Genomic DNA, 16,643 nt, shown 5'->3' with positions numbered 1-16,643 from the left:
CCGGCACGTCCATGCGTTCGGTCGATCAGGAACCCGGCCATCGCCGCGTAGCAGGTCTGCTACCTCACTGCGCCGCTGGCTGCCGACGCTGCTGCAGCAGCCAGAGATACAGCGCGGGAGAGTCATAGGCCGGATCCCAGGCATTGTGGCCCAGATCAGGGTAGATCGTCAGCCGCGATCGTTGCCCGCCGCAGGCGCGGATCGCGCGCGCCATGGCGAAGCTGCCTTCCGGCACGACCACATCGTCCCGGTCCCCGTGCAGTGCCCAGACCGGCACGTCGACCAACGCGCAGCCGGTGGCCGGGTCGCCGCGTCCGGCGACCGGGGCCAGGGCCGCGAAGCGCTGCGGCTCCGCGGCGCCCCACCGCCAGGTCGCATGGCCGCCGCGGCTGAGCCCGGTGAGGTAGATGCGGTCCGGATCGACCGGCAGTCGTGCGGCGACGTGATCCACGATGGCGTCCAGCTTGGCGATGTCCCAATCCTCTTCCGCCGGCAGCAGCGGAGACACCAGGATGAAGGGGAAATCAGGATCGCGATCGGCAATCTTGGGCGGGCCGTGAGCCTTCACGCGCGCAATATCCACGCCGCGTTCGCCCGATCCATGCAGGAAGATCAACAGGGGCCAGCGGGCATCCTGTCCGTCATCCTCCACCGCCGCTGCCGCGCGCGGGATGAACAGCTGGTAGGGGTAGCCCCGGTCAACCAGCGCCGGCTGCGGAAACTGCCCCGCCACCAGCGGCACCGGTGCCGCCCCGCTGGCCAGCGGGGCGACGCAGGCGAACAGCGGCGCCAGGATGATGGGCAGCAGCAGCCGCTTCACCCGGCGCAAGGGTGGCAGGGAGCCGCTCGCTGGTGTCATGAACATTCTCCCGCAATCGGGGCAGGTTTGCCCGTCCCTTGTTGTTGCCGCTGCCCGGCCGGTCAGGTCAGCGTAAATTCCCCCGAAACGCCATCCGCCTCTGCGGAAGGGGCGATCCACAGCTGGAAGCGGCCCGGTTCCACCGTGGGTTCGAGCTTTGCGCCGACGAACAGCAGGTCCGCCCGCCGCAGGGTGAAGGACACGGTCTTGCTCTCCCCCGCGGCCAGCGCCACGCGGCGGAACGCCTTCAATTCCCGCACGGGTCGGGTGATGCTGGCGGCGAGATCGCGGATATACAGCTGCACCACCTCCTCGGCCGCATGCCGGCCGCTGTTGGCGACCGTGGCGCTGACCGTCAGCTCTCCGTCCTGGGTCAGCCGGGCATCGCCCAGGTCGAGCCCGGAATAGCTGATTGTGCCATAGGTCAGGCCATGGCCGAACGGGAAGCGTGCCGCATTGGGGTAGTCGCGGTACCGGGCCTTGTATTCCAGCAGATCGCCCGGAGGATTGGGCCGCCCGGTGTTCTTGTGGGCATAGTGGTACGGCACCTGACCCGTAGCGAAGGGGAAGGACACCGGCAGGCGGGCCGAAGGGGCGACCTGTCCGAACAGCACGTCGGCAATGGCCGGCCCGTCCTGCGATCCCAGGAACCAGGTGACCAGGATCGCCGGCGCATCCAGCACCGGCTGTTCCAGCGCCAGCGCCCGCCCGGTCCGCAGCAGCACCACGACCGGCTTGCCCGTGGCGGCGACCGCTTCGGCCAGTGCCATCTGCGCCGCCGGGACCACGATCTCTGTCCGTGACTGCGCTTCGCCCGACATGCGCTGCGTCTCGCCGATCGCCAGTACCACCACATCGGCTGCCTGCGCCGCGACGACGGCCTGCTCGATGCCGCCGTCCAGCGCCTCGTCGATGCCGGACCCTTCGGTCACCGTGATTTGCGAGGGGTTGGCCACGACGGCCCTGATGCCGGTGGCAAGATCGACCGCCTCCGCATCGGTACCGTAGACATTCCAGGGCCCGATCAGATCATGCTGACCCGCCGCGAAGGGTCCGATCAGGGCGATCCGGCGGCCGTCACGAGGCAGCGGCAGCAGGTCGCCATCATTCTTCAGCAGCACGATCGACCGACTCCCCGCCTCCCGCGCCAGCGCCAGGTTTTCGGCCGTGCGCACGCGGGTGCGTTCCCGATCGGGGTCGATGCGGCGGAACGGATCGTCGAACAGGCCAAGCTGCACCTTCAGCGCCAGCACCCGGCGGACCGCCTGGTCCAGCCGGGCCATCGGCACCTCGCCCTTGGCCACCAGATCGGGCAGGTGCTGGATGTAGAAGCCGCTCTGCATGCTCATGTCCACGCCCGCCATGAAGGCCAGTCGCGTCGCCTCCAGCTCGTCGGCGGCGAAGCCATGCGCGATCAGTTCCATGTCGCCCGTATAATCGGACACGACCAACCCGTCGAAACCCCACTGGTCGCGCAGCACCTGGGTCAACAGCCATTCATTGGCGGTGGCGGGGACACCCGACAATTCGTTGAATGATGCCATGGTGGTGGGTGCGCCGGCTTCGAAGGCGGCCTGGAAGGGCGGAAAATAGATCTCGCGCAGAGTGCGTTCGGACACGTCCACCGTGTTGTAGTCCAGCCCGGCCTCCGCCGCGCCATAGGCGGCAAAATGCTTGGCACAGGCGGCGACGGCATCGGGCGCATCCAGTCCGTTCTCACCTTGGAAGCCGCGGACGCGGGCATCGGCCATGATGCGGTTGAGCAGGACGTCCTCGCCAGACCCTTCAATGCCGCGGCCCCAGCGGGCGTCGCGGGCCACATCGACCATGGGGGCGAAGGTCCAGTCGATGCCGGCTGCCGCCGCCTCGGCACCCGCGGCGCGGGCGGTGCGCCGCGCCAGTTCGGGATCGAAGCTGCCGGCCTCCGCCAGCGGCATCGGGAAGACGGTCCGGAAGCCATGAATGATATCGGCGGCGAACAGCATCGGCACCTTCAACCGCGTTTCGCGGGTGGCGGCGATCTGCATCTGCCGCGCCATTTCCGCGCCATTGCCGTTGAACACGCCGCCGATGCGCCCGGCGCGCACCTCCGCCAGCTGCGCGTCGAAGCTGGTGGCCGAGCCCGCGGGGTTGAGCGAGACCGCAGCACCGCCGGCCCAGGCGGCCGCCATCAGGGTCAGCTGCCCGGCCTTTTCCTCGACCGACATGGATGCGATCAGCGCCTCGACCTGCGGGGGCAGTACGGCGGTGTCGAGCGCCCGGAGCGCAGCGCGGGCGGGGGTAGCGCCCCAGGCGGCGACCGCGCCAGCGCCCATCAGCACTGCACGGCGGGAAACATCTTTAAACATCGGCACGCCTCTCATTTCCAGCGATTGAAACTTTCGCAAGCTCGTGCAACAGATTACATCATTAACGCCTTTCACCCAAGTGGGGAGATGCGGGAACATGGATGCTGCTGAGGTGTTGCGGGGATTACGATGACAGGTGGGGCTGCATCCAGGCACTCCCGCCATCTTGTCGTATGCTGCAGGCGCGGTCCTGCGCCGTCCGCGCCTCTCCTGCATGTGGCGAGATGACGGGTTCTAGGCACAGACAATGATACAAAGACAGGGAAACATCATGAACAGCTTTACCTTGCGCGTCGCGCTGGCGAGCATGACCGCGTTGACGTGCGGGGTGCTGATCGCCCCGTCCGCAGTGGCCCAGGTCGGGCAGGCATCGTTGCGCGGCACCATCACCGCGCCAGCCGACAATCCCGCAGTGTCCGTGGCCGCTGTGGAGGTTTCCAGCGGCATCCGGCGGTCCATTTCGGTCGGTCCGGACGGCAGCTATAATTTCGCATCATTGGGGGCCGGCACTTACCGGCTGGAGATCACGCTGCAGAGCGGCACCGTCAGCAATTCGGACGCGTTCACGCTGAATGTGGGCCAGAATGCCGGGCTTGATATCGATCTGGCGGCGGGAACCGGCGCAGCGGCCGACGGCACCGGCACCGGCACGGATGTCGGAACCGATGGCGACACCGGTGCCGCTCCGACCAGCACCGGCAACGAGATCGTCGTCACCAGCGGCCGCATCCGCGAACTGTCCGGCGGGCAGGTCGGCATCAACATCACCCAGCGCCTGATCGAGCAGCTGCCGCAGAACAACCGCAACTTCTTGGCCTTCGCCGATCTGGCGCCGGGCGTCCGCCTGATCGAGGGCGCGGACGGGCAGACCAGCATTCAGGGTGGTGCGCAGCGGTCCAACAGCGTCAACGTGTTCATCGATGGCATCAGCCAGAAGGACTACGTCCTGAAGAACGGCATCACCGGGCAGGATTCCACCCCCGGCAACCCGTTCCCGCAGCTCGCCATCGGTGAGTATCAGGTGCTGTCGTCGAACTACAAGGCGGAGTTCGACCAGGTCAGTTCCGTCGCCATCACGGCCACCACCAAGTCCGGCACCAACGAGTTCCACGGCGAAGGCTTCTTCGACTACACCGACCAGAGCCTGCGATCGCGCCGCCCGACGGAGATCTATCCCACCCGGGTCGACAAGGTCGACACGCTGGACAAGCAGTTCGGCATCGCACTGGGCGGGCCGATCATCCAGGATGTGATGCACTTCTTCGGCAGCTATGAAGGCAAGCGGCAGGAGCGCCCGGTCGATATCCAGCCCGGCAATGGCTACGCCATCTCCAGCCTGCCGTCGCAATATCAGGGGCTGTTCGGGAATTTCACCAATAGCTTCAAGGAAGACCTGTATTTCGGCAAGATCGATATCGTGCCGACCGATGCCGATCTGGTCGAGTTCTCGGTCAAGTATCGTGACGAAAGCGGCCTCCAGCTGAGCAGCGGCATCAACACGGTGTCCACCGGCAGTCTCAACCGGGTCGAGGAATGGCGCGGTCTGGGCCGGTGGCAGCACACGGAAGATAACTGGATCAACGATTTCCGCGTCGCTTACGAGGACGTGACCTGGGCGCCAACCCCGAACGAATTCGGCAATGGACAGCTGTTCGAGGCGACGCAGCGCAACGGCGACAGTGTCGCCCGCTTCGGCATCCTGCGGACCGGCGCCAGCGCGAACTTCCAGGAAAAGGGCCAGAGCGGCTGGACCGTGCAGGACGACTTCACCTGGACCGGGTTCGAGGGGCACACGATCAAGGCGGGCGTGAAGCTGCGCTGGATCAAGCTGCGCACGACCGAGCAGAACCTGCTGAACCCGCTCTACACCTATGACGTGAACCTGTTCGGGCAGGACAGTTTCAACGACGAGGTCCCATACCGGCTGGAGTTCGGTGCGCCGGGCGATTTCGGCACGCCGGAGGTGCAATCGGACAACTTTCAGCTCGGCCTGTATATCCAGGATGACTGGGACGTCAGCGACCGCCTGACGCTGAACATCGGCATCCGCTGGGATTACGAGGAAACGCCCGCCTATCTCGGCTTCGTGACGCCAGGCTCGAACCTGGCGGCGGTGTCTCCGGAAAACTACCCGAACCTGGGCAATGCCGGCTACGACATCAACGACTATATCGGGCGCGGGTATAACCGTGAGGCGTTCAGCGGGGCCTTCCAGCCGCGCATCGGCTTCACCTACCGCCTCGACGAGGACGAGAACTGGACCGTCTTCGGCGGTTACGGCCGGTCCTACGATCGCAACCAGTTCGACTTCCTGCAGCAGGAGCTGAGCTTCGGCGCGTTCCCGCGGCGTGACTTCCGCTTCATCGGCCAGAACTCGATCGCGGCGGAAGATTGCGTCGCGTCACCGACCTGCATCGAATGGGATCCGGTCTATCTGACGGAGGAAGGGCGCCAGCAATTGCTGGCGAGCAACGTCGTGGGTGGCGGGCGCGAACTGCGCTTCATCAACAATGACCTGAAGGTGCCTTATTCGGACCAGTTCAGCCTGGGACTGCGCACCCGCGTGGCGGATCCGGTGCAGCTGGAGGTGGGCTATACCCATATCCAGAGCCGCGACGGTTTCGCCTGGCTTCTGGGCAACCGCCGGCCCGATGGCAGCTTCTTCTTCGACGATCCGGCCAGCACGACGGACGTGCCCGGATCGCCCTTCGGCTTCGCCCCGGCGGGTTACGGCAGCATCATCCTGGGGACCAACGGGCTGGAGACCAATGCTGACAGCGTCTACGCCAAGGTGACCAAGGCCTACACCCTCTCTTCCCCGTGGAGCGTGGATGCAACCTACACCTTCACGGAGGCGGAAGAGAACCGCAAGTTCGGGGAGAACTTCTCGCTCGATTACGAGAATATCGAGGATTACCCGTTCCTGCGTTCCGCGGGCGTGCCGCGGCACCGCTTCGTGGTCGCGGGCACGGCGGATGTGCCGCTGGGCTTCTCCGTCTCGGCCAAGTTCCAGGTCGAATCCCCGCTTTATCTGGTCAACCAGGTGAGCACGGCCGTTCCCTTCGAGCGGACCTGGCTTGGCGGGTTCCGCGACGGCAACGGATCGCGCTGGGGTCGACGTCAGCTGGACATGGCGGTCACGAAGTATGTGCCTTTGCCGTTCATCAGCGACCAGACGGAGCTGCGTTTCCGCGTCGACGTCATCAACGTGCTGAACGATTACAACTACACCGACTTCAACGACAACCCGCTGGACAACTCCCGCACGGACGGCTCCTCCACCATCTTCGGGGAGCGGACCAGCTTCAGCATCGGCGGCAATCCGCCGCGCACCGTGAAGCTGTCGGCAGGCTTCAACTTCTGATCCTGCCCATGGGCGGGCGGCCGCAACAGCGCGGCCGCCCACCCCATTTTTTCCCTTAATGACCCTTGCACCGGAGGAGCCCATGCTCGCCCGTCGTCACTTCATCGCTTCCACCGCCATCGCGGCTCTTGCGGCCGGTTGTACGCGGGGCGGGGCGGTCCTTGGCGGGTCTGGCCTGTCTTCGGGCGGAGCCCCGGTTGCGGCCGCCTCCGATCCGCTGGTGGGCGAGTTGCAGCAGCGCAGCTTCCGCTTTTTCTGGGACACGACGGATCCGGAGAACGGCCTGGCGCCGGATCGCTGGCCGACACCGTCCTTCGCCTCGATCGCGGCCGTCGGCTATGCGTTGACCGCCTATCCGATCGGCGTGACCCGTGGCTGGATCACCCGCGAACAGGCCCGCACCCGCACGCTGGCGACGCTGGAATTCTTCGCCAATGCACCGCAGGGCGACAGCCAGAGCAGCGACAGCGGCTACAAGGGCTTCTTCTATCATTTCCTTGGCGTGACGGTCGGCCACCGTTTCGCCCGATGCGAGCTGTCCACCGTAGACACGTCGCTGCTGCTGGGCGGCGTGCTGTTTGCGCAGAGCTGGTTCGATGGCGATCATCCCGAAGAGGCGCGGATCCGCGCCCTGGCCGAGCAGATCTATGCCGCGGTGGACTGGACGTGGATCACGCCTCGTCCGCCATTCGTGTCGATGGGCTGGCATCCGGAAACCGGCTTCATCCCGCATGACTGGAATATCTACAACGAAGCCCTGCTGCTCTACGTGCTGGCGCTCGGCTCCCCCACGCACCCGCTTCCGCCGGAAACCTGGGACGCCTGGACCGCGCGGTTCGATGCACAGTGGACCGACCAGTGGGGCGGCGAGCCGCATCTGCATTACGCGCCATTGTTCGTGCATCAGTACAGCCATGTGTGGATCGATTTCCGCGGCATCCAGGACCGCTACATGGCGGACAAGGGCATCGACTATTTCGAGAACAGCCGCCGTGCCGTGCGGGCCCATCGCGCCTATGCCACCGCCAATGCGGGGGTATGGGCGGGCTATGATGCCGAGGTTTGGGGCTTGACCGCCTGCGACGGGCCGGGCGATTTCAAGCAGACGATCGACGGACAGGAGCGGCAGTTCTTCAGCTATTCCGCGCGCGGGCCGGGTGACCGGGACGACGGCACGATCGCGCCCACAGCCGCGGCCGGGTCCATCGCCTTCGAGCCGGAGCTGGCGACGCAGGCGATCACCGCGATGCACCGGCGTTACGGCGCGGGCATCTGGGGCGAATACGGTTTTCTCGATTCCTTCAACCCCACGCTGACCGCCACCAGCCAGACATTGCAGCATGGCAGGATCGTGCCCGGCGTGGGCTGGGTCGATGGCGATTACCTTGGCATCGATCAGGGCCCGATCGTCGCGATGATCGAGAATATGCGCACGGGCCTGGTGTGGGAGACCATGAGGCGCAATCCCCACATCCGCCGCGGCCTCCAGCGAGCGGGCTTTACAGGCGGTTGGCTGGGATGAGGCGTTCCACCCTGCTGATGCTGCCGCTGCTGGCCATCGCCGCGACGGCAGGCGCGCAAGGCCCGACCCTGCTCGACGGGTTCGACCGGCCGGGTGCATGGGGCGCGAGCGGGTCGGACGGCGTTGCCGCCGAGGTGGGTGACGCCGATGGCGCCCTGACGCTTCGATACGATTTCGGGCAGGTTTCGGGATATGCCGTCGCCCGCCGCGCGCTGCCGATCCAATGGCCCGACAACTTCCTCCTGACGGTCAGGGTGCGCGGCACGGGCGGCTTGAACGATCTGCAGATCAAGTTCACCGATGCCGATGGCAGCAATGTCTGGTGGGTGCAGCGCCCGGACTTCCGGCCCACGGGCGACTGGCAGACGCTGCGGTTGCGCCCGCGAGACGTGGAGTTCGCCTGGGGACCGACCGACGACAAGCGCCTGCGTTCCACCCAGGCGGTGGAGATCGTGGTGGTCCGCGGCCGGGATGGTGGGGAGGGCATGCTCGAAGTCGACGACCTTCGTCTTGAAGCCCTGCCGCCTGCGGGTCCGCCCCCGGAACCGACGGCCAGCGAACCCGCGGTGCTGGACGGGCGCGCCGACACGGCGGTGTCGCTGACGCGGCCGCTGGTGGTCGACCTCGGCGGGCGCCGCGAACTGGGCGGACTGGCGCTGGACTGGGCACCGGAGGATTTCGCCAGCGCCTATCGCGTCGAGGCATCGGACGACGGAAGCGAATGGCGCTTGCTGCGCGCGGTCGAAGGCGGAGATGGCGCCCGCGACCTGCTCCCTTTGCCGCAGACGGAAGCGGCGTGGCTGCGCATTGTCACGGATCGGCCGGCGCAACTGGCCGAGATCGCAGTGTTGCCGCGCGAATGGTCGGAAACGCCCAACGCGATCATCACCGCGCTGGCCAAGGATGCTCCGCGTGGCACCTATCCGCGCGGCTTTACCGAACAAAGCTATTGGACGCTGGCGGCCAGCGATGGCGGTGCGGTCAGCGGCGTGATCGGGGAAGATGGTGCGATCGAGGTCGCCAAGGGCGGCTTCTCCATTGAGCCCTTCATCATCGATGGCGAACAGCCAGTCGGCTGGGCGGAGGTGGAAAGCCGCCAGGGGTTGGCGGACGGCTACCTGCCGCTTCCCCATGTCACCTGGGCAGGACAGGGGTGGACGCTGGACACTGCGCTGACCGCCGATCAGCACAGTCCACGCCTGCTGGCCCGCTATCGCCTGACCAACACGGGTTCCGCGCCGCGCAACCTGACGCTGGCGCTTGCCGTGCGACCGTTCCAAGTGAACCCTCCGGCCCAGTTCCTGTCGCAGCAGGGCGGCGTCAGTCCGATCTCCGGCATCACATGGGATGGTAACCGGCTGGCCGTAACCACGCCATCCGCTCTGACGGGCGATCCGGCGATCACGCGGCAGGTGGTGCCGCTTGTCGCACCGCAAGCCGTCGCCGCCCGACCTTTCGACCATGGTGCTCTGGCGAACCCGGCCAGCGTCGACGGGGCGCCAACGATCGACGACCCGGCAGCCCTCGGCTCGGCGACCATGAGGTGGACGGTCGCACTGGCTCCGGGGGAAAGTTTCGATCTGCCGGTAGTGCTGGGCGACGAGGTGCCGGAGGACAGGGCCGCCTTCGATGCGGCAATCGCCCAAACCGCCGATTACTGGCGCGAGACGCTGGGCGGCGTGGAGCTGTCCGTGCCGCGAGACAAGCAGCCCGTGGCCGACACGGTCCGCACGGCATTGGCCCATGTGTTGATGAGCCGGGACGGGCCGGCGCTGAAGCCGGGCACGCGCTCCTATGCGCGCAGCTGGATCCGGGATGGCGCGATGATGGGCGATACGCTGCTGCGCCTGGGGCAGCCCGGGCCGGTGCGCGCCTTCGCCGACTGGTACGGGACGAAGCTGTTCGACAATGGCAAGGTGCCTTGCTGCGTCGATGCGCGCGGCCCCGATCCGGTGCCGGAGAATGACAGCCAGGGGGAGTATATCCACCTCGTCACGCAGCTCTATCGCTACACAGGCGATCGCGCGTCGCTGGAGCGGGACTGGCCCCGCCTGGATGCAGCGCGGCGGTACATGGATGCCCAGCGTCTGTCCGAACGGACGGCCGCAAACCAGATCCCCGGGCGGCGGATGCTGTACGGCCTGCTGCCGCCATCCATCAGCCACGAGGCCTATTCAGCCAAGCCGCAATACAGCCTGTGGGATGATTTCTGGGGCCTTGCGGGCTACAAGGACGCGGCGTTTGCGGCCACTGTGCTGGACAAGCCTGAAGCGGCCGCCATCGCGGCGCAACGCGACCAGTTCGCCGGCGACATCCACGCCGCCATCCATGCGGCGGTGGATCACTGGAACATCGATTACATTCCCGGCGCCACCAGCCTGGGTGATTTCGATGCAACCTCCACCACCATGGCGCTGGACCCTGCGGGCGAACAGGCCCGGCTTGATCCCGAGCTGCTCGACCGGACCTTCACCCGGCAGGTCGAACGGGTGCTGGGACGTCAGGAACCGGGAGCGGACTGGGCGGACTACACACCCTACGAACTGCGCAATGTCTCGGCTCTGGTGCGGCTGCGACGGCGGGATGATGCCAATGCGCTGCTCGACAGCTACATGGCCGATCGCCGTCCGCAGGCGTGGAACGGCTGGGCGGAAGTGGTCGGTCGCGATCCGCGGGAAATCCGCTTCATCGGCGACATGCCCCATGCCTGGGTCGCGTCCGATTACATCCGCGCAGCGCTGGACCTGTTCGCATACGAGGATATCGGGGCGGACCGGCTGGTGCTGGTGGCAGGACTGACGCCGGAATGGCTTGCCGGGGATGGGGTGCGGGTCAGGGGAATGCGCACCCGCTGGGGCACGATCGACCTGACGGCTCGGGAGCGGAACGGCGCACTGGAGATGTCAGTGGCCGGCACCGCTGCGCCTCCGAACGGTCTGGCAGTGCCTTGGCCCTTTGCGAGTGAGCCCGGAGCGGCTCTCGTGAATGGCAGGCGGGCACCTGTCAGGGACGGGCTGCTCATCCTGCCCGCGGGTGCGACAACGATCCGCTGGCAACACTGAAAGACGGCAGGCCAAGCCAAGCCAAGCCAAGCTGGACAGGACCAATTCGCCCGCGATTGCCGGTGCCGGAGGCTGCTGTATGATCGTGGGCGACTCGTTCAGCAATAAGCGCAGGGGCGCGACTCCTCCGCACAGTCGAGAAGATGCCGATGAATTATCAAGCTTTGTTGTGTGCAGGCGCCGTCCTGCTTGCCGTTGGCGGCGCGTCCTTTGTTCCCAGCGTCGCCGCGCAGCCGGCACCGAATGGAGAAGCGGTTTTCCGGCAACGCTGCGCCGCCTGCCACCAGATCGCGGCCGATCGCGCCGCCACCGCCGGACCCAACCTGTTCGGGGTGGTTGGCCGGCAGGCGGGAGCGGGAACGTTCAAATATTCGGCGGCGATGAAGGCATCCGATCTGACCTGGACCCCCGCCAATCTTGACCGCTTCCTCGCGTCCCCGACAAATACGGTGCGGGGCACCAGGATGTTCGTGGCCCTGCCCGATGCGGCACAGCGCAGGGCGGTCATCGATTACCTCGGCCGGGCGAAGTAAGGCCGCATCCTTCCGGTGCTGCCAGGCTCGTGCACAGGGCCTGGCAGCCACCGCCGCTAGATTGCCCCCGCTTCCATCTCCTTCACCGCGTGGTCGGCGGCACGGGCGGTGAGCGCCATGAAGGTCAGTGAGGGGTTCACGCACGAGATCGACGCCATCTGGGCTCCATCGGTGACGAACAGGTTCGCGGCGTCGTGCGCCTGGCTCCATTTGTTGAGCACCGATTGCCGGGGATCGGCGCCCATGCGGGCGCCACCCATCTCGTGGATCGCGTCGCCGGGGACGTGCTCGCTCCGGCCACTTGTCACGTTGGACAGGCCGGCCGCGCGCAGCATCTTTTCGCCTTCAATGCGTGCATCGTCCATCATGCGAAGCTCGTTGTCGCGGAAGGTCACGTCGAAGCGCATCAACGGCATTCCGAAGCGATCCGTTCGGTCTGCGTGCAGGCTGACCCGATTGTCTTCGTAAGGCAGGCACTCGCCGAACGCGCCCATGCTGAAGCGCCAGGGTCCGTATTGGCGCATGCCGTGCTTCATCGCGGCGCCGAAACCTTCCGGCGCGGCCGGGCTGCGGCTTGCGCTACCCTGGTAGCCATAGCCGCGGCGGAAGCCCACGCCCTCCTCACCGCCAATGTTGCGGAAGCGGGGCACGTACACCGCCCCGGGGCGGCGGCCATATTCGATATAGTCGGTGAAGCCCGGGATCTCGCCCGACACGCCGACACGGAAGATGTGATCCATGACATATCGGCCCAGCGTGCCGCTCGTGTCAAAATGGCTCGTGCCACTGTCGGGAATGCGTGAATTCAGCAGGATCTGGGTGGACGCGATCGCCGAGGCGCAGAGGAACACCAGCCGCGCAGGGATGATCTCCGCCTGCCCGGTATTGGCGTCCACTACCCGAACGCCCGTGACGCGCTTGGTCGCCGAGTCGTATTCAAGACTGGTCACCACCGCGTCCGATCGCAGCGTGAGCCTGTCCGTGGCACGGGCGGCGGGAAGCGTCACCGCCTGGGTCGAGAAATAGGCACCAAACGAGCAGCCCCGGCCACACTGGTTGCGGTACTGGCATTTGGTGCGGCCGTGTTCCGGCTTGTCCTCCGTGATGTTGGACAGCCGGGCATTGATCAGCTTGCGCCCCGGCGATGTCGCCTCCAGCCGCTCCTTCAGCCAGTTCTCCGCGATGTTCATCTGCATCGGTGGCTGGAACTGGCTGTCCGGCAGGTAAGGGAGGTTCTCCCGCGATCCGGAGACGCCGATCGTGTTCTCCACGTAATCGTACCACGGGGCGATATCATCGTACCGGATCGGCCAGTCGATCCCGACCCCATCGCGCTTGTTCGCCTCGAAATCCTCGGGCGCCCAGCGGAAGCTCCAGCGCCCCCAGATCAGGGACTTGCCGCCGACCGCACCTGGGCGGATCCAGTAGAACTTTTCGCCCTCACCATAGGCGTAGGGGTTCAGCCGGTCGTTATTGTAGAACTTGCGGGTGGAGGGCGCGACGTAGCCGTGTTTGGCGATGAAATAATCGCTTTCCAGCAACGCCGGCGGCATCATGTCTCGCCCGGGCACGGCAAAGGCGGGGGCACCGTCGAACTCGTAGTCCTGGCCGTGTTCGACCATGACCCCGCGATCAAGCATCAGCACGCGCAAGCCCTTCTCGGTGAGCTCCTTTGCCGCCCAGCCACCGCTTACCCCGGAACCGACGACGATCGCATCGAACATGTTGGCCATTTGCGACGATCCCCGATATTATGCGCGAAGGCGGCTGAGCGCGGCAAAGCTCGTCCGGATATCCGGAAGGTATGGCGCGGGCGACTGGTCGTTCTCGACGTAGAAGTGCTTCACCCCAGCCTCCGTGTTCAGTGCAAAGATGTCGGCAAAGTCGATCGTCCCTTCGCCGACGCTGGTCATCTCGCCCGCGGCAGTACGATCCTTGACGTGATAGGCGTAGATGCGGCCGGGCAGACGGGCGATGATCGCCTTGGGATCCTCGCCGGCGGCAATGGCCCAGTACAGGTCGAGCTCGATCTGCACCAGTTGCGGATCGGATTCCGCCACCAGCGTGTCGAACAGGCTGCGACCGCCAGGCTTTTCCGTGAATTCGAAATCGTGATTGTGATAGCCAAAGCCGATCCCGACCTTGCTGAGCTGCTCGGCCCAGCGGTTGAAATTCGCGACCGCCACCGGCCAGGCTTCGGCCGTGCGGTGCGCCTCGCCCATCCACGGCATGATGATCGTGTCGGCGCCCAGGGTCTGCGCCATGGCCACCGCTCCGTCGAGATCGGCCTCCATCGCTTCATATCCGACATGGATGGAGGGGGAGGTCAGCCCGGTGCGGTCCATCGTCGCCCGCAAGGCGGCATGGTCCATCGTGTCATACCCGCCACCACCGAACTCGACCTCGCGATAGCCGATCGCGGCAATCTGCTCGAGCGTGCCCATCGGATCGCGCGAGAACAGCTCCCGCACCGTATACAGCTGAAGGCCGATGGGCCGTGCCGGTGCCGTGACGGTCGCGGCAATCAGCGGCCGTGCGGCCAGGGTCGTCGCAAGCGCGGCACCGCCCGCCATCCAGCGCCGCCGGCTGATCATCATGACGAAAATACCTTGTTGACCTGAGCGTAGGGGTAGGCGCCATCATAGCGCCCGGGGACCGGCAGATATTCGCGTTCCTGCATGATGCCGACTTCGGACGTGAAGTATCCGGTGAGGACAATCTGGCGGAACGGTTCAAAGAAGGCGGCGCCACCGGGCAGCGCATCATTCATCGCCAGCGTCAGCAGGGCATCCTGCTGCTCCGGTGTCGCCATGGCGGCGGAGACGCCGTTATCGGCCAGGCTGCGCGCCTCGATCGCGTCGAGACCGGCGAGAATGGGCGTGCGATCCTCCGGCAGGGCCCAGTCCGCCAGCAGCTTCTCGACAAAGTCCGGAACGCCGGCCTCGATCGCGCCGGGCGTGTCGGTGGTGGGCATCACCCGCTCGCTCAACGCGACCATCAATGCGCGTTGCTGCGGGCTGAAGACCGCGACGATTGGCGGACCGTCGCTGATCGGCACCATCTGGGTGGCGGCCGCGCGGGCGATCGGCGCGAACAGGCTGGCGCCGAACATCGCCACCATGCCCGCCAGCGCATCCCTTCGATCGATGTTCATTTCACCTCACCTTCGAAATCATGGCTGCTGGCGGCTTCCGGCAGCGGGCGTACCCAGATGTTGCGGAACGATACCGGCGAATCGTGATCCTGCAGCTGGATCGGCTCTGCGTCGCCATGCGGTTCATATCGGCCGACCTGGCGCCAGATCGTGCCGCCCAGCCAGGGTTGCCGGTGCTGCACCAGCACGCCGTTGAGGAAGGCCGTGACATAGGCGGGGCGCAGCAGCTCGCCCGCGGGGCCGAAGCGCGGACGCTCGAACACGATGTCGTAGCTCTGCCATTCGCCCGGCGGGCGCGACGGGTTCACCAGCGGCGGCTTCCACCCATAGATCGCGCCAACCGTGCCATCGGCATAGGTCGGGTTGTCGAAGCCATCCAAGATCTGGATCTCGTAGCGCTGCATGAACCAGATGCCGCTATTGCCGCGATCCTGCGAGCTTTTCTCGAGCGGGTTGGGCGACCGGAACTCCAGGTGCATCTGCACATCGCCGAAGCTCTGCTTGCTGACGAGCGCATTCTCCCCGCCATCTGGCGTGCGTGGAGGGACGGTGAGCACGCCATCCTCGATAATCCATGCGCCGCCCTGCGGCTGCCACGCGTCGAGCGAGCCGCCATCGAACAGCACGATGGCGTCCGAGGGCGGGGCACCAGGCATCGCGCCCGGCGTGACGACGTCGGGGGCCGGCCGGTCCGCATCATGCACGCGCCACTTGCCGTCGGGCAGCACCGGCGTGTCGGTGAAGCCGGGCCGTTCCTGTGCGATGGCCGCGCTCCCTGTCGTGGCAATTGCGAAGAGGGTGGCCCATGCGGCCCCGTTCAGGTCTTGCGCCTTCATGCCGCGTCGATCGCGCGATAGGCGGCGAGAAGCCGGTCCTCGCCATCGCGACCTTCCACCGAATTGCCGTGCTCCATGCCGATCACGCCGGCGAATTGCCGCGCACGCAACCAGCGGACGATGTTGCCATAATTGATCTCCCCCGTGCCGGGTTCCTTGCGGCCCGGATTGTCGCCGAACTGGAGATAGGCGATCTCGTCCCAGCAGGTCTCCAGGGTCCGGATCAGGTTCCCGGCCTGAATCTGCTCGTGATACAGATCGGCGAGGACCTTCACCGCCGGGCTACCGACACCCTTGGCGATGGCGAAGCCCTGCGGAATGGTCTGCAGGAACGCGCCGGGATGATTGGTGAGCGTGTTCAGCGGCTCCATCACCATCACCAGTCCGTGCGGCTCCACGATCTCGGCCGCGCGGCGCATCGTGTCGATGACGCGGCCGGTCTGGATCTCCATCGGCAGCTTGCGGTCGAGGAAGCCGGGAACCACCGTCATCCACTTCGCGTCCAGTCGCCTGGCAACCTCGATCGACGCGCGGATATCCGCAAGGAAGCCCTCGCGATCGGCATCGTCATTGCCGCCCAGCAGTGGGCGGAAATCGGCCCATTTCGGCATGCTGGCGACGAAGACGCCCATTGTCATGCCACGCTGGCGCAGCGCGCGGGCCATCGCCTCCTGCTCGGCAACGGGCCGGCCGGCCGCTTCGTTGTCTTCCCACGCGGCAAAGCCCTGATCGGCGGCATAGGCGATCTGTTCGAGCCGGCTTCCCCGGCTGGCAAAGCTGCCTTCGTGCGGCGCGTAGTGCAACGAGAAGCGCGCCGCGGACTGTGCCTGCGCAGAGGTGCGGATTCCCGCACCTCCCGCCGCGACCAGCGCGGCGCCTGCCCCCAAAACAACGCGGCGAGACATGCCCATGCCGCTTCCTTTCCCAATTCGTGCGCGATTTTTCGCGCTCCTGCCCCGGTTTAG

11 protein-coding genes and 1 pseudogene are annotated in these 16,643 nt (G+C 66.3%); 4 read left to right on the top strand and 8 right to left on the bottom strand.

Going from position 1 to position 16,643, the window contains the following annotated elements:
• Positions 1–64: 64 nt before the first annotated feature.
• From D5S08_RS03030 to D5S08_RS03025, 3 genes and pseudogenes are all read right to left on the bottom strand, one after another.
• On the bottom strand, positions 65–859 hold the full coding sequence (locus D5S08_RS03030; protein WP_126665479.1) for a carboxylesterase family protein: 795 nt from the start codon (positions 857–859) through the stop codon (positions 65–67).
• 62 nt (positions 860–921) lie between these two features.
• Positions 922–1,164, bottom strand: a complete 243-nt coding sequence (locus D5S08_RS17440) for a fibronectin type III-like domain-contianing protein (RefSeq protein WP_421757444.1) — start codon at positions 1,162–1,164, stop codon at positions 922–924.
• 174 nt (positions 1,165–1,338) lie between these two features.
• Positions 1,339–3,066: pseudogene (locus D5S08_RS03025) on the bottom strand (glycoside hydrolase family 3 N-terminal domain-containing protein); the annotation flags it as partial.
• Between the two features lie 412 nt (positions 3,067–3,478).
• Between D5S08_RS03025 and D5S08_RS03020 the strand changes: the two are divergent.
• The 4 genes from D5S08_RS03020 to D5S08_RS03005 all read left to right on the top strand — a co-directional run bounded on the left by D5S08_RS03020 (position 3,479) and on the right by D5S08_RS03005 (position 11,688).
• Positions 3,479–6,571 carry a TonB-dependent receptor gene (locus D5S08_RS03020; protein WP_241557183.1) on the top strand — a complete coding sequence of 1,031 codons (3,093 nt, stop codon included), beginning with the start codon at positions 3,479–3,481 and terminating at the stop codon, positions 6,569–6,571.
• Positions 6,572–6,653: 82 nt separating this feature from the next.
• Positions 6,654–8,093, top strand: a complete 1,440-nt coding sequence (locus D5S08_RS03015) for a glucoamylase family protein (RefSeq protein ID WP_121115327.1) — start codon at positions 6,654–6,656, stop codon at positions 8,091–8,093.
• Positions 8,090–11,155, top strand: coding sequence for a discoidin domain-containing protein (locus tag D5S08_RS03010; protein ID WP_175578858.1), 3,066 nt, complete (start codon positions 8,090–8,092; stop codon positions 11,153–11,155). The genes D5S08_RS03015 and D5S08_RS03010 overlap by 4 nt, the downstream gene beginning before the upstream one ends.
• 149 nt (positions 11,156–11,304) lie before the next feature.
• The gene (locus D5S08_RS03005) at positions 11,305–11,688 is read left to right on the top strand and encodes a c-type cytochrome (RefSeq protein ID WP_121115325.1); all 384 of its coding nucleotides are present in this window, start codon (positions 11,305–11,307) and stop codon (positions 11,686–11,688) included.
• A 56-nt stretch (positions 11,689–11,744) separates the two neighbouring features.
• Here the strand turns inward: D5S08_RS03005 and D5S08_RS03000 are convergent, their stop codons facing one another.
• The 5 genes from D5S08_RS03000 to D5S08_RS02980 are packed head-to-tail and all read right to left on the bottom strand — an operon-like array spanning position 11,745 to position 16,583.
• A complete protein-coding gene (locus D5S08_RS03000; protein ID WP_121115323.1) occupies positions 11,745–13,421 on the bottom strand; it encodes a GMC family oxidoreductase in 1,677 nt (558 codons plus the stop codon).
• Between the two features lie 18 nt (positions 13,422–13,439).
• Positions 13,440–14,285, bottom strand: a complete 846-nt coding sequence (locus D5S08_RS02995; protein WP_121115321.1) for a sugar phosphate isomerase/epimerase family protein — start codon at positions 14,283–14,285, stop codon at positions 13,440–13,442.
• Positions 14,282–14,842 (bottom strand): gluconate 2-dehydrogenase subunit 3 family protein, encoded by a 561-nt coding sequence (locus tag D5S08_RS02990; RefSeq protein ID WP_121115319.1) that lies wholly within the window; start codon positions 14,840–14,842, stop codon positions 14,282–14,284. Before D5S08_RS02990 ends, D5S08_RS02995 begins: the two co-directional genes overlap by 4 nt.
• Complete coding sequence (locus D5S08_RS02985) at positions 14,839–15,678, bottom strand: 3-keto-disaccharide hydrolase (RefSeq protein ID WP_121115317.1); 840 nt, start codon at positions 15,676–15,678, stop codon at positions 14,839–14,841. Before D5S08_RS02985 ends, D5S08_RS02990 begins: the two co-directional genes overlap by 4 nt.
• Positions 15,675–16,583: a hydroxypyruvate isomerase family protein gene (locus tag D5S08_RS02980; RefSeq protein ID WP_241557181.1), complete on the bottom strand. Its 909-nt coding sequence runs from the start codon at positions 16,581–16,583 to the stop codon at positions 15,675–15,677. The genes D5S08_RS02985 and D5S08_RS02980 overlap by 4 nt, the downstream gene beginning before the upstream one ends.
• Positions 16,584–16,643 lie beyond the last annotated feature (60 nt).

The sequence above is a fragment of the Croceibacterium ferulae genome (genome assembly GCF_003660445.1).
Taxonomy (GTDB): domain Bacteria; phylum Pseudomonadota; class Alphaproteobacteria; order Sphingomonadales; family Sphingomonadaceae; genus Croceibacterium; species Croceibacterium ferulae.
The sequence above is the reverse complement of the archived record's forward strand: the minus strand, read 5'-3'. Positions and strand labels throughout refer to the sequence as shown.